The sequence below is a fragment of the Mesorhizobium sp. WSM4989 genome (genome assembly GCF_029625795.1).
In the GTDB taxonomy this organism is placed as follows: domain Bacteria; phylum Pseudomonadota; class Alphaproteobacteria; order Rhizobiales; family Rhizobiaceae; genus Mesorhizobium.
On record NZ_JARTVN010000003.1, the window covers coordinates 245142 to 266453 of the forward strand.

A 21312-nucleotide genomic window follows, 5' to 3' on the forward strand; every position below is an offset into this window, starting at 1 on the left:
CTTCGCGCCGCATTTCGGTGCTAGGTGCCGCTTTGCATTCCAAGCTCGAATCGCGGCGCGACCGATCGCGATCTGCGCGGGGCTGCCGCGCCACCCGCCCATGCGCCTGGGCGTGCCGGCGCGTCTCACCACCACACCTGTGAAAGGCGCCCGTGAGTTATCGACGCAGCCGCGGCTTTTCCAGTCTGCTCCAGCTTGGGCGTGCCCAATCCGGGCGTGGGGAGGCGCCTGCGCAAAGCGCGCTCTCCCCCGTAGGGGTGAAGTTTGCGCACCAAGTTTGCGCAGTTTGCGCAGCCTTGGCCGCCAAGGACCTTGCAGCAGTTTGCGGCAGATTGCGCAAAAAAGGCTTGCGGCAGTTTGCGCATCAATGAAATCAAGCACTTAACAGGGTAGCTTGCTGCACGCGCCGGGTAGCTTGCTGCAGGGGGTTGATGTTTGCGCAAGGTCTTAATCCTGTTCTCAGTCGAAACTGTTGGACGGTTCGGGGCGGCCGGCAGACAATTTGTCGGGGACGAGGACGTAGCCTTTGATCGCCCGCCGCGAGCCATCTCGCCCGATCTCTTGATGACGGATGGCCCCGTTGCGCTCCATGCGGGCGAAAGCAGCTTCGATTTCGGCCGCATTAAACGCCTGGAGCAAATCCGGGGAACGCAACTTCAAGACCCTGGGGCCGTAGTAGGGGCTGGTCTTTCCCGGCGAGAGAACGACGCCCGAACACTCGTTGATTGCTGCGGCGACAGCCGCTTCAACAGCATCGGCGATATCGGGAATGTCCGATGCCGGGAAGCCGGCCGGCCGATCGGCGGTCGACATCCCCGCCACGACATCGAACGCACCGCGGTCCCATTTGATTTTCAGGACCGAACCTTTGGCCCCGTAGTTGAGCTTCATCGTCTCGAGTTCTCGGATCTTTCCGCGCTCGGTTTTGTCCGGGTACCTGAGATAGAGCCGCGAGCGGACCGCATTGCTCCATTGCGTCGATCCCGACGTGCCCGTGCCGCTGGTCTTCCCCGAGACTGAAGGGTGGCCAAGTGCGATGACGCTGCCGCCGATCTCGCTGGCGAGCCGCCCCAAGCAGGTTTTGACGAACGAATTCACCTGGGCGCGTGCGATCTCGTCACCGACATAAACATCTGACAACGTGTCGACGATCACGACGTCCGCGCCCCAAGCGACTGCATCGGCCCGCAGACGATGCCATGCCGGCGTGAGCTTTGTTGTTCCCGTCGTCTTGTCCCACACCCCGAGAGCATTATCGTCGTGTTTTCGCGTGGAAATCCGGAGGTTGCCCAAGTCGGCATAATCGACGTGCAACATGCCGTTGATGTCGGCCTGGCGCCGGTGAAGCTCATCTTCGGAATCTTCGCAGAAGAACGCCATCACACGCGCCGGTCTCGTCTCCTGCGCAAGGAACGGTTTTCCGGTGGCGGCACACGTCGCGTATTGGTGAATTAGCAGAGTCTTGCCGACACCACCATCGCCGTAAAGCAACGTGACTTCGTTCCGCGGGATCCACCCTTCCACCTCCCATTCTCGTTTCCGGATCGGCTTCCCTGCCCAAGCTGTCGGGTCGATCCACGAGATTGAACCGGAGGCGGATGCTTCTGCTGGAGGCGGTAGCGCCGCGACAGTGGCTTGCCTCTCGTCGGCGATCTTTTGCAGGTCCACGGCCTCAGGTTGCTTCGCAGCTTCGACGCGGGCGAATCTCCCCGGGTCCACCGCGCGCAACGCCACCAGCGTGTCTGCGTTCTTGGTCAGTCTGTCGGGGCGCCAGGTTTCCGGCTCGTCGCCTTCGGGGAACTGGAACCAGCGCACGGCTTCCAGTGCCTCCCATTGCAAACCGACGGCGCGGGCGATGCCCGGCAGGGACGTTGCCCAGGTCGCACCTTCAAGGAACGCCGTCACGTGATCGCCGGCAAGCCGGCGGCAGAGCCAAGTCAATGCCTGCGCTTCGGTCGGGCGACGCACCGATCGGTCGGCCTCACCGACGACAGCAAACTGCTCGGCGCCGTCGGGCTCGTAGATAGGCGCCCCACCAAAGGTGATCTCGCCGCCGGCGTCTATCGCACCGAATTCCACGATCAAGGACGCTGGCGTATGGTCGCGCCTGGTGGCGTGATCGTAAATCCCGTTGAGATAGACGGACAGGTCTTCCTCGAGATCGCGATCGAGCTCGACGCTGGAAACGCGCCACTCCGCGTGGTCGCCAGGAACGACGGGGATGACGTCAGACACCCATTTAGCCCTACGCGACATGATCGCCCGCAGAACAGCCACGTATGGGCTGTAGGGTGGCTTGTCGTCGCGGCCGGGTTTCGCCAGTGAGCTCTTGTGCGTGTAGCCAATGCTAAGGGCCGCAGTCGAAATGGCAGCAATTATCTCGTTGAGCTTGTCGGGGGTGATCGCCGGCAGATCGTTGAAAGCGGTGTCGAGCAGGGAACTATGAATCTCTGCGCCCGACGCATGCCTGCCGGCCACGACGACCTGTTGGCCGCGCCCAAGAAACTCAATGGCGTGATCCTCACCTTCCGGGCCAATGAAGCGCAGCACCCGCTTTCCGCACGGTTCGGCAAGCCGGATGATAATTGCGCAACTCGTGGAGTTGTCGCGCCAGCGAAGCGGCAATTCGCCAGGCGGTAGACCGAGATCTTGGCCGATCGCCGCCTTCGTCGCTTCCACTAGACGCCTGGCCCGATCGGCAGCCGGTCCCGCGTCCGTCGGCGAAACCTTAACGTCGATGTCAAAGACACCGATTTCGCCGGAAACTAAGCACCAGTTCGGATTCGGCCACCGGCGCCACTGCTCGACGTCTTCTGGCGCCGGAACGAAGGTTGGCCAACCTTTCATGCCGCCCCATCGGCCGTCCCTGAAAGAGGACGGCGCCTTGCCGTCAGAAATGCTCTCGACCAGCGCGCCCGTAACCTTGTCCCGTCGCATGCGAGGCACACCCGGAGGCGCGCACGGCCGCAGGAATGGCAGATAGCCACCAGCCACTAATCGATCGATGACATGTGGCGCGCCAGGGACGTCGCCCGACTTCGTTCCTGCGACCGAAGCGGATGAAGGATCCGCCGGCTCCGCAGACTTGATCGACGCCAAAAACTGCCGGAACTTGTCATCGTCGCTTTGCGGTAGTATATTACCAGTATCCATTATCTGACCTTCTCGCCGGCATGCGTGTACAAGACGCAGCCGGCGTTTCTGTTTTCCCTTCCCCGAGGTCGATTGGTCGTCAGATAGGAGTGCGGCTTACCCAATTGGCGAGTGGTTATGGCCTGGCTCGCCGGCCTTGGGCGTGAACCAGTGGTAGTTTTCCATCATCCGCTTGAAGTTGGGGGACCGCCGCAGGGTCTCGAGCGCTGCACGAACGTTCGGGCCTGTGTTGGCGCGCCTTTCCGGCGGCAGTGGCAAGGCGATCTCAAAGAACATTTCTCCTGGCTGGCCGCATTCGTTGGCACCTCTGGCCACCAGCATCTGCATGCCTGGAACCATCGCCTCGCCTGGAAGAAGTTCCCCAACGGTCAACGGCCGCAAGTCGCAGAAGACCCACGGGCGATCGGAGAAGACGATCCGGCCGCGGGTGTGGCGACGGCGCTCGCGGCGCGACTGAGACGCGGCCGTCAAGCGGCACCGACGCAGCGATCAAGAAAGGCTTCGGCGTCGACGCGGCGCACAAGGGTCCGCCCGCGGACCTTTGCCGGAATGAGATCCCCTGATCGGAATAGGGCGTAAACCGTCGACCGACACACACGCAGATAGTCGGCGGTTTCATCCACCGTCATGGCGCCAGCCGATGACATTGGCACGGGAGCATGCTTGGTTCGCACTGTAATCTCCAGCAAACGATAACGATGCCTAAAATTACACCGCCATGACAGCCGGAACAATACTCTGTACAAGAAGTAATTCTGTCATACAGAAATCGAATTATGTAATACATTTTATGTATGACACAAAATATCCGTTCAAATTCAGGCGCTTATGGCCAGTCGTCAGGCGATCCAGTCCAAGCAAAAAATTTACCGACGACCAGCCCCTAGGGCCCTCGGGCTTGCCCTATGGATTGGCGGCAGGCCTGCGGCAAACGCGATCTCGGCGATTCGACCGATCAGTCGATGATTCAGCCGGCCCGTTGCAACGAAATCAGCAACGAAAACGCGTGGAGGTGTGCAGAAGGCTTGAAAAACTTGGTACGCCCAAGGGGAATCGAACCCCTGTTCCCGCCGTGAGAGGGCGGTGTCCTGACCGCTAGACGATGGGCGCGCTCAAGAACCGGCTACATAGGATGAAGGCCGGAAAAAAGCAACTGGGGTTTCGGACTGTTCGCGGACTTTGCGGACTGCCCTCGTCAACCCTGCCGTTTCGGCTCGATCAGATCCCAGAGATTGCCGTAGAGATCGGCAAACACCGCCACCGTGCCATAGGGCTCGAAGCGCGGCGCCTCGCGGAATTCGACGCCCCTGCCAAGCATCGCCTGTTGGTCGCGGGCGAAGTCGTCCGTTTCGAGAAAAAGAAACACCCGGCCGCCGGTCTGGTCACCGATGCGGCTTGCCTGCCTCTCGCCGGAGGCTGCCGCCAAGAGCAGCCGCGCGCCCTGCCTGTTTGCCGGCGTGACCGTCACCCAGCGCTTGCCGCCGCCGAAGTCGACGTCCTCGCTCAACACAAAGCCAAGCCGCTCGACATACCAGGCTATCGCCTCGTCATAGTTTTCGACGACGAGCGCCACGGTCGCAATGCTGCGGTTATCGGCAAAGCCGCTCATTTGTTGCGAATCGCGAACTGGCCGATCACGCGGCGCTCGGCAATGTCGTAGAGAAAGATGGAACGGCTGCCGTCGGCGAGCTCGGCATCGATCGACAGGCGGTTGCCGGACAGTGCCTGGCTGACGACCTTGGCGCCGACCGGCAGCACGATATCGCCGGAGAGGGGCGCGCCGGCCGGAGCCTGGACATCGCCGGCATGCACCGATCCGGCGCCGGGCGCATTGCGGGCTTTGTAGACAAGGGCTCCGATCACCACCATAAGGGCGAGGAACAGAAGACCGAGATTGACGATCATGAAGCGGATGAGCTTCCGGCGCACTTTTTCGGCCGCAGGGTCGAGCGGCTTCTCCTCATCTTCTTCGGCGATCGGCCGGGCCATGACTAAACAATCCGCAACGGTTTCGATGAGCGCTCATAGCGAAGAGACCTCGATTTTGATAGGGCCCCGATTTTGAGACAGGATGAATTGCCGGGCGATGAGTTGGATGGAGCGGTGGAGCTGGAAGCCGGCGCCGATGCCGCAGGCAAGCGCCTCGACCAGTGGCTCACCGCCCAGCTCGGCCCGGAGATCTCACGCAGCCGCGTGCAGGCCCTCATCAAGCAGGGTGCGGTTACGATCGCCGGCAAGCCGGTCGAGGAGGCAAAGCGCAAGATGGCGCCGGGCGAGCGTGTCGCGGTCATCATGCCGGAGCCGGAGCCTGCCGAGCCACAAGGCGAGGCCATTCCTCTCGACATCCTTTACGAGGACGACGAGCTGATCGTCGTCAACAAGCCGGCGGGGCTGGTTGTGCATCCCGGCGCCGGCAACTGGACCGGCACACTGGTCAACGCGCTGATCCATCATTGCGGCGACAGTCTTTCCGGCATCGGCGCCGTCAGGCGACCGGGCATCGTCCACCGGCTGGACAAGGAAACCAGCGGCGTCATGGTGGTGGCCAAGACCGACCGCGCCCACAAGGCACTGTCTGAGGCCTTCGCCGATCATGGCCGGACGGGCGACCTCGAACGCGCCTATCTGGCGCTGGTCTGGGGCATTCCGCAGCGGTCGACCGGCACCGTCGAGGCCGCGCTCGGCCGCGCCGCCGATCGGGTACGGCGCGCGGTGGTTCCCGAAGACCGGGACGACGCCCGGCATGCCGTTACCCATTTCACCGTCGTCGAGCGTTTCGGCGGGCGGCAGAAGGAATTCACCACCGCAAGTCTGATCGAATGCCGCCTCGAGACCGGCCGCACGCACCAGATCAGGGTGCATATGGCGCATATCGGCCATCCGGTGGTCGGCGATCCGGAGTACGGCCAGGCCTTCCGCACGAAGGCCAACCGGCTGCCGGAACCGCTGAAAGGCGAGGTCAAGGCATTTTCCAGACAGGCGCTCCATGCCTGGCTCCTTGAATTCCGACACCCGACCACCCATCTACCGATGCGGTTCGAGGCGCCGATGCCGAGGGACATGGAGGAACTTGTCGGCGGCTTTCGAATGCTCTGAACCGCCATCAAGACGCTTCAAACCAGCCATCAAAAAACCTGACTGGCGTTGTTCACTTCAGCGTGACACACTGTTTCGTGTTGAACAAATGCCTGTCCTTTCTGGTTTTGTTCCTATATACAGCTGTTGCCGCGAGTGAGCCGATTGGCATTCGCGTCACATGCCCGCCGCGTTACGGGGGCATCACTCCAATAGAGAGGGGGCGCTATCATGGCCCAGTCACTACCCAGTATCGTTTCCGGTGAAGGCGGTCTCGCCCGCTACCTGGAAGAAATCCGTCGCTTTCCGATGCTTCAGCCCCAGGAAGAGTACATGCTCGCCAAGCGTTATGCCGAGCATCAGGACACTTCGGCCGCGCACAAGCTCGTCACCAGCCATTTGCGGCTCGTCGCCAAGATCGCCATGGGCTATCGCGGCTACGGCCTGCCGATCGGCGAGGTGATCTCGGAAGGCAATGTCGGCCTGATGCAGGCTGTCAAGAAATTCGAACCGGAGCGCGGCTTCCGGCTCGCCACCTACGCTATGTGGTGGATCAAGGCCTCGATCCAGGAATACATCCTGCGCTCGTGGAGCCTGGTCAAGATGGGCACCACCGCCAACCAGAAGCGCCTGTTCTTCAACCTGCGCAAGGTGAAGGGCCGGATCCAGGCGCTCGACGACGGCGACCTCAAGCCCGACCAGATTGCCGAGATCGCCACGCGTCTCAACGTTTCCGAGGCCGAAGTGGTGTCGATGAACCGTCGCCTGTCGGGCGACGCTTCGCTCAACGCCCCGATCAGGGCGAGCGAAGGTGAGTCCGGTGAATGGCAGGACTGGCTGGTCGACGATCACGAAAGCCAGGAAGAGATGCTGATCGAGCAGGACGAGCTGGAAAACCGGCGTTCGATGCTGTCGGGCGCGCTGTCGGTGCTCAACGACCGCGAGCGGCGCATCTTCGAGGCGCGTCGTCTGGCCGAAGAGCCGCTGACGCTGGAAGAGCTGTCGGCCGAGTTCGACATCAGCCGCGAGCGCGTGCGCCAGATCGAGGTGCGCGCCTTCGAGAAGGTGCAGGACGCGGTCAAGGCCGCGGCCAAGCGTCAAAACCAGGCGCTGCGCACCATCGAAGCGCAGCCGGCGGCGTAAAAGCTCGAGGCATTACGCAAAGACAAAACGGCGGCGCCGGGATCTGGCGCCGCCGTTTCTTTTTGGCACCTGCACGCCCGCGATTGGCGAAAGCTGTGGCGCGCCCCTAATGTCCGCCAGGACAATAAGGGGCAGCGCCGAGATTACGAGCTTATCACGTCAGGACAACGTCCGTTGACGCGGCAATCACCGAACGCCGCGCCGCCCCTCATCCGCCTTTCGGGCACCTTCTCCCCGTGGCATGGGGAAAGCTCACGCTGAAGGCTGCTTGGTCTTGCGCAGATACGGCAACACCGTCTCGTAGGCGCCGAAGCGCTTGATCGCGTCCTCGTTGGAGACGGCGGCGGTGATGATCACGTCCTCGCCCTGCTTCCAGTTTGCCGGCGTCGCCACCTGGTGCTTGGCCGTCAGTTGGATGGAATCGATGACGCGCAGGATCTCATCGAAGTTGCGGCCGGTGGTCATCGGATAGGTCAGCACCAGCTTGATCTTCTTGTCCGGGCCGATGACGTAGACCGAGCGCACCGTGGCGTTGTCGGCCGGCGTGCGCCCTTCAGAGCTCTCGCCGGCGCCCGCCGGCAGCATCTCGTAAAGCTTGGCGACGGCGAGATCCTTGTCGCCGATCAGCGGATAGTTCACCGTCTGGCCGGTAGCTGTCTTGATGTCGGCCTGCCATTTGTCGTGGCTCGACACCGGATCGACGGAAATGCCGATGATCTTGACGTTTCGCTTTTTGAATTCGCCCTCGAGCCCGGCCATCGTGCCGAGCTCGGTCGTGCAAACCGGCGTGAAGTTCTTCGGATGGCTGAAGAGCACTGCCCAGCCGTCACCGATCCATTGATGGAAATTGATCGTCCCTTGCGTGGTCTCGGCCGTGAAATCCGGCGCGATATCGTTGATACGAAGGCTCATCGCGTGCTCCCTACCCTGTGACATGGCGCCGGCATGGGCCAACCCCAGCGGCGCGCGTCAGCTTCTATACCGCCGGAAGGAACGGTTCAAAAGGCTTGTGTCTGCAAGCGTGATCGGAACGATGGAAAAATTTCTGCTTTTCCTGGAAAAGACAGCAGAATTTCCATAGTGGACGCAGGAGATTGGCGGCTTAAGCCTTCTTCACCGCCAGCGTCGTCGCAAGGTCTTCCATGCGCTGCGCAAGTGCCGCGAGCGCGGTCGTCAGCACGCTGTCGCTCTTGTCGGCCTTGGTCAGCGCCTCGTCGCGCGTCTTGCGCAGCGTCAGCACCTCGCTCTCCATGCCCTTGACCCGCTTGTTGAGCTCCGAAAGCTCATCCATCACCATGATGCCGGCCATGACGGTCAGCCGCTGGTCGCCGATCTCGCCGAACGAATCCTTCAAATGCATGACATACCGGTCGAAGCGCTCGGCGAGGTCGATCAGATGCTCTTCCTGGCCCTCGTCGCAAGCCATCCGGTACTGCTTGCCGTCGATGGAAACGGTGACCTGTGCCATTGGCTTACCTGTCCAGTACCGCGCGAATGGTTTCCATGGCGGTCACCAGCCGGCGCGACACTTCCTTGTTGGCATCTTCCAGCCGTTCGGCGCGGGCCTCGGAATTGTCGAGCTCCTGCGCCAGCCGCGAGCGGTCGGCGTTCATGCGCTGCACCTCGGCCTCGGCTTCGGAATAGTCGCGCTCATGCTCGAGCCGCGCCGCCACGGCGTTTTCCAGTCCCTCCATGGCTTTGCCGAGCCTGGCGATGACTTCCTTGAGGGTCGTTTCCCCGGTCATGGCCTTCGTCCTATGCCCTGCCCGTCACCGAATCGCTCACGTTCAGAACGCGTTATCTCGGAAAGATTAGGCGCCGGGTGAAGCGCGCGTCAATAAAGCTCTCGCGACTGTCCCCCGCTAACGCTAATGTAGCGTCGCCGGCGCCTGCACAAGGCCGGCAAAAAAGCACCGATTTGTTGACTCAAAGGCCGCGCCTGCTATGTGTCGCGCACCCTTTCCACGGGCTCTCCCAAGGCTCCAACCCCTATTCCGGAGGAAGCATGACCTCGCGTGAACAACATGATCGGATGGCCAATGCGATCCGTTTTCTTTCCATGGACGCCGTCGAGAAGGCCAATTCCGGCCACCCCGGCCTGCCCATGGGCTGCGCCGACATCGCTACGGTGCTGTTCACCCGCTTCCTGAAATTCGACGCCAAGGCCCCGCACTGGGCAGACCGCGACCGTTTCATCCTGTCGGCCGGCCACGGCTCGATGCTGCTCTATTCGCTCCTGTACCTCACCGGCTACGAGGACATGACGATCGACCAGATTAAGAATTTCCGCCAACTCGGATCTAGGACCGCCGGCCATCCCGAATACGGCCATGCCGCCGGCATCGAGACCACCACCGGTCCGCTCGGCCAGGGCCTCGCCAACTCGGTCGGCTTCGCGCTCGGCGAGCGCATCATGAATGCCGCCTTCGGCAACGACCTTGTCGACCACTACACCTATGTGCTGGCCGGTGACGGCTGCTTGATGGAAGGCGTCTCCCAGGAAGCCATCGCGCTCGCGGGCCATCTCAAGCTCAACAAGCTGATCGTCTTCTGGGACAACAACAACATCTCGATCGACGGCCCGGTCTCGCTCGCCGACAACACCGACCAGGTCGCCCGCTTCCAGGCCAGCGGCTGGAACGCCAGCCACATCGACGGCACCGATCCGGAAGCCATCGCCTATGCCATCGAAGCCGCCCGCCATTCCGACAAGCCGACGATGGTCGCCTGCAAGACGACCATCGGCTTCGGCGCCCCGACTAAGGCCGGCACCAACAAGGCGCATGGCTCGCCGCTCGGCGCCGACGAAATCGCCGGCGCCCGCAAATTCTTCAACTGGGAATCGCCGCCCTTCGAGATTCCGGCCGACATCCTCGACGCCTGGCGCGGCGTCGGCACCGCCGGCGCCAAGGCGCGCGCCGATTGGGAAGGCCGCCTTGCCAAGGCCGACGCCAAGCTGAAGGGCGAATTCGAGCGCCGCCTCGCCGGCAAGCTGCCGGACAATTTCGACGCCGTCATCACCGAGTACAAGAAGAAGCTCTCGGCCGACAAGCCGAAGGTGGCCACCCGTAAGTCCTCGGAAATGGCGCTGGAAGTGATCAACGGCGCTGTTCCCGAAACCATCGGCGGCTCGGCCGACCTCACCGGCTCCAACAACACCAAGACCAGCCAGACCAAGAACATCACTCCGGACGACTACGGCCAGCGCTATGTTCATTACGGCATCCGCGAGCACGGCATGGCGGCGGCCATCAACGGGTTGACGCTGCATGGCGGCCTGATCGCCTATGGCGGCACCTTCTTGTGTTTCTCCGACTATGCCCGGCCCTCGATGCGCCTTGCCTCGCTGATGGGCATCCGCTCGATCTTCGTCATGACCCATGACTCGATCGGCCTCGGCGAGGACGGCCCGACCCACCAGCCGGTCGAGCATCTGGCCGCACTGCGCGCCATTCCGAACCACAACGTCTTCCGCCCGGCCGACGCGGTCGAGACGGCGGAATGTTGGCAGCTGGCGTTGGAGTCCGAAAAGACGCCTTCGACGCTCGCGCTGACCCGCCAGAACCTGCCGACCGTGCGCAGCGAACACAGCGAGAAGAACCTCAGCGCCTCGGGCGCTTATGAGCTTGCCGCGGCAAACGGCGAGGCGGCCGTGACGATCTTCGCCACGGGCTCGGAGGTCGAGGTCGCCCTCGGCGCCCGCGAGTTGCTCGAAAAACACGGCCATCCGACCCGCGTCGTATCGGTGCCCTGCTTCGAGCTGTTCGACCAGCAGGACGAGGACTATCGCAGGAAGACCATCGGCAACGCCAAGGTGAAGGTTGCTATCGAGGCCGGCATCCGGCAGGGCTGGGACCACCTGATCGGTATCGACGGCATCTTCGTCGGCATGACCGGCTTCGGCGCCTCCGGCTCGATCGAGCAGCTCTATCCGCATTTCGGCATCACCGCCGAGGCCGCGGCGAAGGCCGTGGAGGCGCGCCTGCACGGCAAGTGAGCCATCGCATGTCGCTCAAAAGCGCGCAGCGATCTCGAGCGGCATGCACAAAAAGCAACGCCCCGTCCGGCGAAGCCCTTCAAAGGATGTCGCCGGACTGGACCAACCTAATCGATTTAAATTCCGGCTTCTGCGGCTGGATTCTTTGCACGCCCGCCGCTATGAAGCAGCGGACCCGTCCACTTTCCAGTCCCCAGGGAGAGAAACATGACCGTCAGAGTTGCCATCAACGGATTTGGCCGCATCGGCCGCAACATCCTGCGCGCCATTCATGAATCCGGCCGCAAGGACATCGATGTCGTCGCCGTCAACGACCTCGGGCCGGTAGAGACCAACGCGCATCTGCTCCGCTACGACAGCGTGCATGGCCGCTTCCCGCATGAAGTGACGGTCGACGGCGACCAGATCTCCGTCGGCAAGGAGAAGTTCAAGGTCACCGCCATCAAGGATCCGACCCAGCTGCCCTGGAAAGATCTCGGCATCGACATCGCGCTTGAATGCACCGGTATCTTCACCGCGCGCGACAAGGCTGCCGCGCATCTGACCGCCGGCGCCAAGCGCGTCATCGTCTCGGCCCCGGCCGAAGGCGCCGATCTCACGGTCGTCTACGGCATCAACCACGACAAGCTGACCAAGGACCACGTCGTCATCTCCAACGCGTCCTGCACCACCAACTGCCTGGCCCCGCTTGCCGCCGTGCTGCACGAGACCGTCGGCATCGAGAAGGGCATGATGACGACGATCCATTCCTACACCGGCGACCAGCCGACGCTGGACACCATGCACAAGGACCTTTACCGGGCCCGCGCCGCGGCGCTGTCGCAGATCCCGACCTCGACCGGTGCCGCCAAGGCGATCGGTCTGGTGCTGCCCGACCTCAAGGGCAAGCTCGACGGCATCTCCATCCGCGTGCCGACCCCGAACGTCTCGGTCGTCGATTTCAAATTCATCGCCAAGCGCTCGACCACCGCGCAGGAGATCAACGAAGCGCTGATCGCCGCCTCCAAGGGCAAGCTGAAGGGCGTGCTCTCGGTCACCCATCACCCGAACGTCTCGATCGATTTCAACCACGATCCGCACTCCTCGATCGCGGCGCTCGACCAGACCAAGGTCATGGACGGCAACTTCGTCTCGGTACTCTCCTGGTACGACAACGAATGGGGCTTCTCGAACCGCATGGGCGACACGGCTGTCGCCTTCGGCAAGACCATCGCCTGACCTCAGGCTTCCTTTTTGATCGTGTGAAACGCCCGGCTTCGGCCGGGCGTTTTTCGTTCGACGCAGCGGCATGGGGCAAAAAAGCCACGCTGCCGCCTTGCAGTGGTCATGTCTTCGCCCCACTCTGCCGTAAAGCGGGAGGGACGCGGATTTGAGGGGCAATTCCGGATGGAGCATGCGATCTATCTCGTGACGCTGGTCGGCACAGCGCTTGTTGTCGCCGCCGCCTTTTCGAGCCTGATCGCCTTTCGCTTCGGCGCACCCCTGCTGCTCCTCTTCCTCTGCATTGGCCTTGCCACCGGCGTCGACGGCCTTGGCATCGAATTCGACAATGCGCGGCTGGCTTATTTCGCCGGCTCGTTGGCTTTGGCCATTATCCTATTCGATTCCGGTTTCGGCACGCCACTCAACGCCTTGCGCCAGGCGGCCGGGCCGGCGCTGTCGCTGGCCACCGTCGGCGTCCTCCTGACCACCGGCATCTTCGGCGTCGCCGCCTACTACCTCCTCAATCTCAGCTGGCTGGAATCCTCGCTGCTCGGCGCCGCCGTCGCTTCGACCGACGCAGCGGCGGTGTTCTTCCTGCTGCGCGCCGGGGAGATCCATTTGCGCGAGCGCGTCCGCTCGACGCTCGAGGTTGAATCCGGCACCAATGATCCGATCGCCATCTTCCTCACCATCTCTTTGGTCGAGATCATCGCCGCGCATGCCAACCCCGAGGCAAACGTTCTCGCCACCAGTTTGGTGATCGGCTTCGTCATCAACATGGGACTCGGCGCCATCATCGGCGTGCTCGGCGGCTTGGCGATCGTGCGCCTCGTCGAGCGACTGAACCTCGACCATGGCCTGCTGCCGATCTTCGTGCTGACGCTGTCGCTGATGGTGTTCGCCGCGGCCGGCGCCGTCGGCGGCTCGGGCTTCCTTGCGGTGTATCTCGCCGGCCTCGTCGCCGGCAATTCCGACATTCGCGCCGTCACCATCCTGAAGCGCTTCCAGGACGGCATGTCGTGGCTGGCGCAGATCATCATGTTTTTGATCCTCGGCCTGTTTGCCACGCCCTCGCAATTCCCAGCGATCCTGCTGCCGGCGATCCTGCTCGGCCTGTTCCTGATCTTCGTGGCGCGGCCCTTGGCCGTCTGGCTCTGCCTGATGCCGTTCCGCCTGCCACGTCCGGAGGTCGCCTTCGTCTCCTGGGTCGGGTTGCGCGGCGCAGTTTCGATCCTGCTTGCCATCACGCCACTGCTCGGCGGCCTCGCCAACGGTCGCCTCATCTTCAATGTCGCCTTCATCATCGTGCTGGTCTCGCTGGTGGTGCAGGGCTGGACCGTCGGTCCGCTGGCGCGCCGTCTCGGCCTCATCGTGCCGGCAAGGCTTGGACCGCTCGACAAGGTCGAGCTCGAGCTGCCGGGCTCGGCTCACCACGAGCTGCTCGCCTATCGCGTCGCTCCCGGTAGTCCGGTGGCGCGCGGCGAACGCATCCCGCGCTGGGCGAGGCCTTCGCTGGTGCTGCGCGACGGCCGCTCCATGCGGTTCCAGGACATGGGCCGGCTCGCCGCCGGCGATCAGGTCTACATCTTCGTGCCGGACCGCTATCCGCGCCTGCTCGACAAGCTCTTCGCCAGCCGCGCCGTCGTCGACCCCGAGGATGCCGACTTCTTTGGCGCCTTTGCCGTCGATCCGGCCCGCTCCGCCGCCGAGCTCGAAGCCGCCTATGGGCCCGGCCTCACCGAGGCCGAACAGAAGCTCACCGTCGCGGCGCTGGTCACCGAGCGGCTCGGCGGCCAGGCCGAATATGCCGACCGCGTGATGATCGGCCCGATCGAGCTGATCGTACGCGATGTCGACGAGAAGGGCCGGATCACCGGGCTTGGCCTGTCCTTCGAGCCGACCGCGCCGGTGGCGCGCGTGCCGGTTTTCCTGAGCGCCGGCGAGATCGCCGACCGCATCGCCGCCTTTATCCGCGGCTGGCGCAAACCAGCGCCAAGCAAGGTTCCTCAAAGCGAGCCGGACGAAATGACGACGTCCAAGCCTATAGCGCCAAAATCAGCCAGCGAGAGCTGACGTCACACAACGACATCATTTTTGCACGCGCTGTGCGGCCCAGGCCTTGCATCGTGCCCGGTGGCGGGTAAGGTCGCCGCGTTTTTGGCGGAAAGGACGACCATGGCCGGCTTCAAGACACTCGACGATATCGGCGCCGTTGGCGGCAAGCGCATCCTGGTGCGCGTCGACCTCAACGTTCCCGTCGCCGACGGCAAGGTGACGGACGCCACCCGCATCGAGCGCATCGCGCCGACCATTTCCGAGCTCTCCGGCAAAGGCGCCAGGGTGATACTGCTCGCGCATTTCGGTCGTCCGAAGGACGGCCCGTCGGCCGAATTTTCGCTCGAGCCGATCGCTCGCGCCACGGCGGAAGTGCTCGGCCGCCCGGTCGGCTTCGCCTCCGACTGCATCGGCGACAAGGCCGCCGACGCGGTTGCCGCCATGAAGGATGGCGACGTCCTGCTTTTGGAAAACACCCGCTTCCACAAGGCCGAGGAGAAGAACGATCAGGCCTTCACCGAAAAGCTCGCCGCCAATGGCGACATCTACGTCAACGACGCCTTTTCCGCCGCGCATCGCGCGCATGCGTCGACCGAAGGCCTGGCGCACCGCCTGCCGGCCTATGCCGGCCGCACCATGCAGGCCGAGCTCGACGCGTTGGAACAAGGTCTCGGCAATCCGGTGCGGCCCGTCGTGGCCATCGTCGGCGGCGCCAAGGTCTCGACCAAGATCGATCTTTTGATGAACCTGGTGAAGAAGGTCGACGCGCTGGTCATCGGCGGCGGCATGGCCAACACCTTCCTCGCCGCGCGCGGTACCGATGTCGGCAAATCGCTCTGCGAGCATGACCTGGCCTCCACCGCCAAGCAGATCATGATCGAGGCGGCCGAAGCCGGCTGCGCCATCATTCTGCCCGCCGACGGCGTCGTGGCGAAGGAATTCAAGGCGGGTGCCGCCAGCCAAACCGTCGCCATCTCCGACGTGCCCGCAGACGGCATGATCCTCGATATCGGCGAGAAAACCGTGAAGAGCGTCACCGATTGGATCGACCGCGCTGCCACGCTGGTCTGGAACGGCCCGCTCGGTGCATTCGAGATCGAACCCTTCGACCGCGCCACGGTGGCTGCGGCAAAGCATGCGGCAGCCCGCACAAAGGAAGGCAAGCTGGTTTCGGTCGCCGGCGGCGGCGACACGGTGGCCGCGCTCAACCATGCCGGCGTCGCCGACGATTTCACCTATGTCTCGACCGCCGGCGGCGCCTTCCTCGAATGGATGGAAGGCAAGCCGCTGCCGGGCGTCGAGGTGCTGAAGCGCTGAGTCATTCAAGACTTTCCGAGCGGACGCAGCTATCGAGACTTTCAATCGATTCGAGCTTTTCGGCGTCATTCCTTTGGCGGTAGTGTTCTGCTAGCGCGGAATGAAACGCACCTTAGGAGAGCACCATGAGCGAACGTCTCGAAGACATTGCCGCCGCGATCGTGGCGGATGGCAAGGGCCTTTTGGCCGCCGATGAGAGCTCCGGCACCATCAAGAAGCGCTTCGACGTCATCGGCGTCGAATCGACCGCCGACAATCGGCGCGACTATCGCGAGATGATGTTCCGCGCCAAGGAGGCGATGACCAATTATATTTCCGGCGTCATCCTCTATGACGAGACCATTCGCCAGAAGGCTGCCGACGGCACGCCGCTGGTCGACATCATCAAGGCCGCCGGCGCCATTCCGGGCATCAAGGTCGATGTCGGCGCCAAGCCTCTCGCCGGCTTTCCCGGCGACACCATCACCGAGGGTCTCGATGGCCTGCGCGAGCGGCTGGCGGACTACTATAAGCTCGGCGCCCGGTTCGCCAAATGGCGCGCGGTGATCGACATCGACAGCGCCAAGGGCGTGCCGTCAGCCACCTCGATCGCCTCCAACGCGCATGCGCTGGCACGCTACGCCGCGCTCTGCCAGGAGGCAGGCATCGTGCCGATCGTCGAGCCGGAAGTGCTGATGGACGGCGCCCACTCGATCGACACCTGCTACGAGGTGAGCAAGGCGACCCTGCTGAAGCTCTATGGCGAGCTTTATGCCGCGCGCGTGGTCCTCGAAGGCACCATCCTCAAGCCGAACATGGTCATCTCCGGCAAGAAATCGGGCAAGAAGGACAGTCCCGAAGCGGTCGCCCAGAAGACGATCAAGCTGTTTCGCGAAGCCGTGCCTGTGGCGGTGCCCGGCATTGCCTTCCTGTCGGGCGGCCAGGACGACGAGGAAGCGACGGCCAACCTTAACGCCATCAATGTCATCGGCCCGCATCCGTGGAAGCTCTCCTTCTCCTACGGCCGCGCCCTGCAGGCGGCCGCGCAGAAGGCCTGGAGCGGCAAGGCGTCGAACGTCGCCGCCGGCCAGGCTGCCTTCATCCATCGCGCCCACATGAATCATCTGGCGGCGCTCGGACAATGGCAGCCGGCGCTGGAAAAGGCCGCCTGATAGCAATGCATGTCGCCCAGAAGTGTGCAGCGGTTCTGGGGCAACGATATGCATCAATAACGGCTTGAAGCGCGTCGACGCGCTTTGAGCTTTCCCTAAAGCGCTGAAAACCCGGGCCAAGGCCCGGGTGCCAAGGCCCGGGTTTTGTTTTTGCCGACCGCACTCCTAGCTGAGGCATCGAAACAGCGGGGGGCCAGCGCCGCCTTTCGCAGGCCGTCCCCACCTGATATCGACGTGCCTCAAGCCCAATGACCAAGCACGGCCGCCAGCGAGATTGCGGCCATTGCAAGCAGCGCCAGCTTCCAGAAATCGCTGCGGCGCTTCAGCCCCGGCCAGCCGAGCGGCTTGATGATTTGGATGAGCATGATGCCGATGATGACAAGGGCGAGCAGTTTCGTCATGCCGCCTTTGAGCAGCATCCTCGGCGGCTGTCAAAGCGGTTCTTGGCGCTTTCGCACCGCATCGCTCCTGACAAACGAAGGGACATCCATGGGACCGCGCTGATCGTTCTGGCGCCGGCTTCGGCTACCTCGCACCCCTGCTGACAGACTGCTGTCAGCAGGGGTGTGAGATACTCCTCTCGTCAAAAAGAGGAGCTCGGTCATGAACGGTTTTACCATCCTGCGTAGCGTGCAGCACTATGTCGGCAAGATCCGCACCGTGCGGAACGAGATCCGGACCCAGCGTTTCCTGAACACTTTGCCGGCGGACATTCGCAAGGACATCGGTTGGCCGGACCTTTATAACGGCCGCGTGCGTGAGAACTGAAATTTTTCGGCGCATGACTTGGATAGCGGCCATGGCGCGCCCAGATGTAATGTCGGTTGAAACGCTGGGTTTCAGGAAAGACGCCGTTGTCCGGTGGTGGAGTGGCTGCAGCCTCCTGACACTATGTTGTCAGGAGGCTTGCGTTATTGAAGCAGCCTCGAACCTGCGGGAACCGGTTTTGGGACCGCGGCATGCGTAGAACCGAAGCCAAGGGGTCAAACGATGCGCCGCGCCGACAGGCTTTTCCAGATCGTGCAGCATCTGCGCGGAGGCAGACTGGTCACCGCGCAGAAGCTCGGGACGTGGCTCGAGGTGTCCGAGCGGACCATCTACCGCGATATAGCCGACTTGCAGTCGACCGGCGTGCCGATCGACGGCGAGGCGGGTGTCGGCTACATGATGAGGGAAGGTTTCGACCTTCCGCCGCTGATGTTCACGCGTGACGAGATCGTGGCGCTGGTTGCCGGCGCCCGCATGGTGCGCGCCTTTGGCGGCGCGGCGATGGCAAGGGCCGCCGACGAGGCGCTGGTCAAGATCGGCGCGGTGCTGCCCGACACGGAAAAGGATCGCATCGCGCGCACCGAGATCCACACGCCGATGTGGGTGGTGAGCGATGCCGCGCGCGAGGCGATCGACCTCATCGAGCGCGCCATCGAGAAGCGCCAGGTGCTCACCATCGACTACTCGGACGAAGCCGGGCGGGGCACGGCGCGCGACATCCGGCCGCTGGGCCTCTGGTTCTGGGGCAAGGTCTGGACCCTGGTCGCTTGGTGCGAGATGCGCGACGATTTTCGCGCCTTCCGCATCGACCGCATCGCCTCGGTGGTGATTGCCGGGCGTATCTACAAGCCGGAGCGCGGCAAGCAGCTCGCCGACTTCTACCGCGCCGTGGAACGCAGCGAGGATTACGGCATGGCGCCCGATCGAGCGGCGCGGACCTGACCTCCCCAGGCACGGCCGACAAAAAAGCCCGCGCGAAGCGGGCTTTTTTGTCGGGCTGGGAGACCTTACTCCTCTTCCCCGTCTTCTTTCTTGTCCTTCGACTTCAGCGCCGAAAGCTTGGCGAACACGGCATTGGCGTCGAGCTCCTGATCCTCGTCCTTCGGCTTCTCCGGAGCCGGCGTCAGCCTTTCGGTCAGCGCCGCCGGCAGCAGCGTGTCGCCGGCAGCCGGCTGTGCCTGCTCGCGGCCGCGCGAGGCGCGGTTGACTTCCATGTCGAGGTCGATCTGCGAGGTCAGGCCCAGCGTCACCGGATCCATCGGCTGCAGATTGGCCGAGTTCCAATGCCGGCGCTCCCGAATCTGCTCGATCGTCGACTTGGTCGTGCCGACCAGCCGCGCGATCTGCGCATCCTTGAGTTCGGGATGGTTGCGTACCAGCCAGAGAATGGCGTTCGGCCGGTCCTGGCGTTTCGACAGCGGCGTGTAGCGCGGGCCTTTGCGCTTCGATTCCGGCACCCGCACCTTGGGGTCCGAGAGTTTCAGCCGATGGTTCGGATCCTTCTCGCCGCGCGCGATCTCGTCGCGGGTGAGCTGGCCGGTCATGATCGGGTCCATGCCCTTGATGCCCTGCGCCGACTCGCCGTCCGCGATCGCCTTGACCTCCAGCGGATGCAGCCCGCAGAACTGCGCGATCTGCTCGAAGGAGAGCGCGGTGTTGTCGACCAGCCAGACGGCGGTGGCCTTGGGCATCAGCAGCGTATTGGCCATGTCAAAAATCCTTCTCGTTCGCCCGCGTTCCCGCGCGGGCGGTGGTTTTAGAGCCACCAAAATGGGAAATTCGCGGCCTGTATAAACGCTCCGTCACGATTTCGCAATGTTTTTGGGAGGGGAGCAGCTGGGACCCAAAAAGACAAAACCCGCCGGACGGAGTCCAGCGGGTTCGGAACCGGAGACGAGCAAGCGTCTGAGACGGCTCTGGCTTCGAGACTACGGCCCAGCCTTGCCGCCGGGTCGTGCTTCAAATCAAAGAGCCTGGCGAGCGATACGCTCGATGTCGCCGCGGTTGATGCCGAGGTCGTTCAGCTGGCGGGCGTTCAGCTTGTTCAGCTCACGCACCGTCTCATTGTAGAGGCGCCAGTTGCGGAAAGCGCGGATCGGGTTCATTTCAGTCCTCCATTCACGGGATCAGTTGTTCGATGCCGCGTAAATAGGCACCCTTGCCTACGAATTGAACGGACTCTTTTGCATGGCGGCAATGCATTTTGTGCATTGCAGCATTAGGCCTTTGTTCAGTCTCTCGTCAGGATCCGAACGCCCAGGATGCGTCGAGGATTCAGGTCAGGCCAAGCCCAAAACGGTTGGTCCGCAAACCGGAGCGGAACGTACTTAAAGTACGTGAGCAGCCGAAGCGCAGGACACAATTGCTTGCAGGCCGGCCTCACCTATATCGGGCGCATCCTAGCCGACGTCGAGGACGATCTTGCCGATATGCTCGCCCTCCTCCATCCGCTCATGCGCCCGCCAGGCCTCCGTCAGTGGGAAGATCATGTCCATGACCGGAGCGACCTTGCGGGTGCCGAGCAGCGGCCAGACCTGAGCCTCGAGCGCCGCCGCGATGGCTGCCTTGAATTCGACAGTGCGCGGCCGAAGCGTCGAGCCGGTATGGACAAGGCGCTTGACCATGAGCTTTGCGAAGTCGGTGCTGGCGACCGCACCGGCCTGTACGGCGATCTGGACGATGCGTCCTTCGACCGCCGCGGCGTCGTAGTTGCGCGCCACATAGTCGCCGCCCACCATGTCGAGGATGACGTCGGCGCCCCGGCCGCCGGTTGCGTCCTTGACCTCGGCAACGAAGTCCTGCTGGCGATAATTGATCGCCCGGTCGGCGCCGAGCCCAAGACAGGCGTCGCACTTCTCCTTGCTGCCGGCCGTGGTGACGACATAGGCACCGAATGCCGAGGCGAGCTGTATGGCCGTCGTGCCGATGCCGGACGAGCCGCCATGGACAAGCAGCGTCTCGCCTTTCTTCAGCCCGCCGCGCTCGAACACGTTGTGCCAGACGGTGAAGTAGTTCTCCGGCACGGCCGCGGCCTCGGAATAGGTAAAGCCCGCAGGGATCGGCAGCACGCTGCCGGCATGGACCTTGACATATTCGGCATAGCCGCCGCCCGGCGTCAGCGCGCAGACCCGGTCGCCGGTGCGCCAGCGCGATATCGCGTCGCCGAGCGCCGCGATCTCACCGGCCGCCTCGAGCCCGGGCAGGTCCGAGGCGCCGGGCGGCGGCGGATAGGCGCCTTTGCGCTGCTGCACGTCAGGCCTGTTGACGCCGGCCGCGTGCACGCGGATGAGGACCTCGCCGGGGCCGGGCGTGGGCACGTCGCGCGTCTCCGGCTTCAGCACCCTGGGACCGCCAGGCTGCGAGATTGCGATCGCCGTCATCTTTGCCGGAATATGCTGTCCGCTTGCCATGAATTGTCCCGTTTCCTCATGCCGCTGGCCGGCTGTTTGC

The 21312-nt window shown here is 63.4% G+C and carries 21 protein-coding genes and 1 tRNA gene; 9 read left to right on the forward strand and 13 right to left on the reverse strand.

Features of this window, described 5'->3' with window-relative positions:
* Positions 1-459: 459 nt before the first annotated feature.
* From P9217_RS26050 to P9217_RS26075, 6 genes are all read right to left on the reverse strand, one after another.
* The gene (locus P9217_RS26050; RefSeq protein WP_278087912.1) at positions 460-3153 is read right to left on the reverse strand and encodes an AAA family ATPase; all 2694 of its coding nucleotides are present in this window, start codon (positions 3151-3153) and stop codon (positions 460-462) included.
* A 96-nt stretch (positions 3154-3249) separates the two neighbouring features.
* Entirely contained in the window at positions 3250-3480 is a 231-nt protein-coding gene (locus tag P9217_RS26055) for a hypothetical protein (RefSeq protein WP_278087911.1), read from the reverse strand.
* A gap of 140 nt (positions 3481-3620) precedes the next feature.
* On the reverse strand, positions 3621-3800 hold the full coding sequence (locus P9217_RS26060) for a helix-turn-helix domain-containing protein (protein ID WP_040985174.1): 180 nt from the start codon (positions 3798-3800) through the stop codon (positions 3621-3623).
* A gap of 388 nt (positions 3801-4188) precedes the next feature.
* Positions 4189-4263, reverse strand: a tRNA-Glu gene (locus P9217_RS26065).
* An 85-nt stretch (positions 4264-4348) separates the two neighbouring features.
* Positions 4349-4762 carry a VOC family protein gene (locus P9217_RS26070; RefSeq protein ID WP_278087909.1) on the reverse strand — a complete coding sequence of 138 codons (414 nt, stop codon included), beginning with the start codon at positions 4760-4762 and terminating at the stop codon, positions 4349-4351.
* Positions 4759-5142 carry a fimbrial protein gene (locus tag P9217_RS26075; RefSeq protein WP_067002059.1) on the reverse strand — a complete coding sequence of 128 codons (384 nt, stop codon included), beginning with the start codon at positions 5140-5142 and terminating at the stop codon, positions 4759-4761. The genes P9217_RS26070 and P9217_RS26075 overlap by 4 nt, the downstream gene beginning before the upstream one ends.
* A gap of 114 nt (positions 5143-5256) precedes the next feature.
* Between P9217_RS26075 and P9217_RS26080 the strand changes: the two genes are divergently transcribed.
* Both P9217_RS26080 and rpoH read left to right on the forward strand, forming a co-directional pair.
* Positions 5257-6249 (forward strand): RluA family pseudouridine synthase, encoded by a 993-nt coding sequence (locus tag P9217_RS26080; RefSeq protein ID WP_278087908.1) that lies wholly within the window; start codon positions 5257-5259, stop codon positions 6247-6249.
* Between the two features lie 210 nt (positions 6250-6459).
* A complete protein-coding gene (rpoH, locus tag P9217_RS26085) occupies positions 6460-7371 on the forward strand; it encodes an RNA polymerase sigma factor RpoH (RefSeq protein WP_067002056.1) in 912 nt (303 codons plus the stop codon).
* 252 nt (positions 7372-7623) lie between these two features.
* Here rpoH and P9217_RS26090 read toward each other — a convergent pair whose 3' ends face one another.
* The 3 genes from P9217_RS26090 to P9217_RS26100 all read right to left on the reverse strand — a co-directional run bounded on the left by P9217_RS26090 (position 7624) and on the right by P9217_RS26100 (position 9116).
* A complete protein-coding gene (locus P9217_RS26090) occupies positions 7624-8283 on the reverse strand; it encodes a peroxiredoxin (RefSeq protein WP_067319311.1) in 660 nt (219 codons plus the stop codon).
* 190 nt (positions 8284-8473) lie between these two features.
* On the reverse strand, positions 8474-8839 hold the full coding sequence (locus P9217_RS26095) for a cell division protein ZapA (protein ID WP_067002048.1): 366 nt from the start codon (positions 8837-8839) through the stop codon (positions 8474-8476).
* Positions 8840-8843: 4 nt separating this feature from the next.
* A complete protein-coding gene (locus P9217_RS26100; protein ID WP_040973690.1) occupies positions 8844-9116 on the reverse strand; it encodes a DUF4164 domain-containing protein in 273 nt (90 codons plus the stop codon).
* 260 nt (positions 9117-9376) lie between these two features.
* On the opposite strand from P9217_RS26100, the gene tkt reads away from it, so the two are divergent.
* The 5 genes from tkt (at position 9377) to P9217_RS26125 (ending at position 17094) form a co-directional block, all read left to right on the forward strand.
* Entirely contained in the window at positions 9377-11368 is a 1992-nt protein-coding gene (gene tkt / locus P9217_RS26105; protein WP_127247171.1) for a transketolase, read from the forward strand.
* 207 nt (positions 11369-11575) lie between these two features.
* The gene (gap, locus tag P9217_RS26110; protein WP_067002042.1) at positions 11576-12586 is read left to right on the forward strand and encodes a type I glyceraldehyde-3-phosphate dehydrogenase; all 1011 of its coding nucleotides are present in this window, start codon (positions 11576-11578) and stop codon (positions 12584-12586) included.
* Between the two features lie 168 nt (positions 12587-12754).
* On the forward strand, positions 12755-14644 hold the full coding sequence (locus P9217_RS26115; RefSeq protein WP_067319317.1) for a potassium/proton antiporter: 1890 nt from the start codon (positions 12755-12757) through the stop codon (positions 14642-14644).
* A 102-nt stretch (positions 14645-14746) separates the two neighbouring features.
* Positions 14747-15943, forward strand: coding sequence for a phosphoglycerate kinase (locus tag P9217_RS26120; RefSeq protein ID WP_278087907.1), 1197 nt, complete (start codon positions 14747-14749; stop codon positions 15941-15943).
* 125 nt (positions 15944-16068) lie between these two features.
* Positions 16069-17094, forward strand: coding sequence for a class I fructose-bisphosphate aldolase (locus P9217_RS26125; RefSeq protein ID WP_278087906.1), 1026 nt, complete (start codon positions 16069-16071; stop codon positions 17092-17094).
* Positions 17095-17333: 239 nt separating this feature from the next.
* On the opposite strand, the gene P9217_RS26130 is transcribed toward P9217_RS26125, so the two are convergent.
* A complete protein-coding gene (locus P9217_RS26130; RefSeq protein ID WP_067319322.1) occupies positions 17334-17513 on the reverse strand; it encodes a hypothetical protein in 180 nt (59 codons plus the stop codon).
* A 184-nt stretch (positions 17514-17697) separates the two neighbouring features.
* Here P9217_RS26130 and P9217_RS26135 point away from each other — a divergent pair, with 184 nt between their 5' ends.
* Together P9217_RS26135 and P9217_RS26140 are read left to right on the forward strand one after the other, a co-directional pair.
* Positions 17698-17862, forward strand: coding sequence for a hypothetical protein (locus P9217_RS26135; RefSeq protein ID WP_082953649.1), 165 nt, complete (start codon positions 17698-17700; stop codon positions 17860-17862).
* A 222-nt stretch (positions 17863-18084) separates the two neighbouring features.
* Complete coding sequence (locus P9217_RS26140; protein WP_059189944.1) at positions 18085-18804, forward strand: YafY family protein; 720 nt, start codon at positions 18085-18087, stop codon at positions 18802-18804.
* Between the two features lie 65 nt (positions 18805-18869).
* Here the strand turns inward: P9217_RS26140 and P9217_RS26145 are convergent, their stop codons facing one another.
* From P9217_RS26145 to P9217_RS26155, 3 genes are all read right to left on the reverse strand, one after another.
* Positions 18870-19571, reverse strand: a complete 702-nt coding sequence (locus P9217_RS26145) for a DUF1013 domain-containing protein (protein ID WP_095799823.1) — start codon at positions 19569-19571, stop codon at positions 18870-18872.
* Positions 19572-19826: 255 nt separating this feature from the next.
* Positions 19827-19967 (reverse strand): DUF1127 domain-containing protein, encoded by a 141-nt coding sequence (locus P9217_RS26150; protein WP_067002031.1) that lies wholly within the window; start codon positions 19965-19967, stop codon positions 19827-19829.
* 294 nt (positions 19968-20261) lie between these two features.
* On the reverse strand, positions 20262-21272 hold the full coding sequence (locus P9217_RS26155) for an NAD(P)H-quinone oxidoreductase (RefSeq protein ID WP_095799976.1): 1011 nt from the start codon (positions 21270-21272) through the stop codon (positions 20262-20264).
* Positions 21273-21312 lie beyond the last annotated feature (40 nt).

Bases quoted from the DNA above. Each gene is read 5' to 3' on its own strand.
- P9217_RS26145 (WP_095799823.1), bottom strand. From the start codon at position 19,571: ATGGCCAATACGCTGCTGATGCCCAAGGCCACCGCCGTCTGGCTGGTC.
- P9217_RS26150 (WP_067002031.1), bottom strand. From the start codon at position 19,967: ATGAACCCGATCCGCGCTTTCCGCAACTGGCGCCTCTACAATGAGACG.
- tkt (WP_127247171.1), top strand. From the start codon at position 9,377: ATGACCTCGCGTGAACAACATGATCGGATGGCCAATGCGATCCGTTTT.
- gap (WP_067002042.1), top strand. From the start codon at position 11,576: ATGACCGTCAGAGTTGCCATCAACGGATTTGGCCGCATCGGCCGCAAC.
- P9217_RS26060 (WP_040985174.1), bottom strand. From the start codon at position 3,800: ATGTCATCGGCTGGCGCCATGACGGTGGATGAAACCGCCGACTATCTG.
- P9217_RS26050 (WP_278087912.1), bottom strand. From the start codon at position 3,153: ATGGATACTGGTAATATACTACCGCAAAGCGACGATGACAAGTTCCGG.
- P9217_RS26055 (WP_278087911.1), bottom strand. From the start codon at position 3,480: ATGCAGATGCTGGTGGCCAGAGGTGCCAACGAATGCGGCCAGCCAGGA.
- P9217_RS26130 (WP_067319322.1), bottom strand. From the start codon at position 17,513: ATGCTGCTCAAAGGCGGCATGACGAAACTGCTCGCCCTTGTCATCATC.
- P9217_RS26140 (WP_059189944.1), top strand. From the start codon at position 18,085: ATGCGCCGCGCCGACAGGCTTTTCCAGATCGTGCAGCATCTGCGCGGA.
- P9217_RS26135 (WP_082953649.1), top strand. From the start codon at position 17,698: ATGAACGGTTTTACCATCCTGCGTAGCGTGCAGCACTATGTCGGCAAG.
- P9217_RS26075 (WP_067002059.1), bottom strand. From the start codon at position 5,142: ATGGCCCGGCCGATCGCCGAAGAAGATGAGGAGAAGCCGCTCGACCCT.
- P9217_RS26070 (WP_278087909.1), bottom strand. From the start codon at position 4,762: ATGAGCGGCTTTGCCGATAACCGCAGCATTGCGACCGTGGCGCTCGTC.
- P9217_RS26120 (WP_278087907.1), top strand. From the start codon at position 14,747: ATGGCCGGCTTCAAGACACTCGACGATATCGGCGCCGTTGGCGGCAAG.
- P9217_RS26115 (WP_067319317.1), top strand. From the start codon at position 12,755: ATGGAGCATGCGATCTATCTCGTGACGCTGGTCGGCACAGCGCTTGTT.
- rpoH (WP_067002056.1), top strand. From the start codon at position 6,460: ATGGCCCAGTCACTACCCAGTATCGTTTCCGGTGAAGGCGGTCTCGCC.
- P9217_RS26090 (WP_067319311.1), bottom strand. From the start codon at position 8,283: ATGAGCCTTCGTATCAACGATATCGCGCCGGATTTCACGGCCGAGACC.
- P9217_RS26095 (WP_067002048.1), bottom strand. From the start codon at position 8,839: ATGGCACAGGTCACCGTTTCCATCGACGGCAAGCAGTACCGGATGGCT.
- P9217_RS26125 (WP_278087906.1), top strand. From the start codon at position 16,069: ATGAGCGAACGTCTCGAAGACATTGCCGCCGCGATCGTGGCGGATGGC.
- P9217_RS26155 (WP_095799976.1), bottom strand. From the start codon at position 21,272: ATGGCAAGCGGACAGCATATTCCGGCAAAGATGACGGCGATCGCAATC.
- P9217_RS26100 (WP_040973690.1), bottom strand. From the start codon at position 9,116: ATGACCGGGGAAACGACCCTCAAGGAAGTCATCGCCAGGCTCGGCAAA.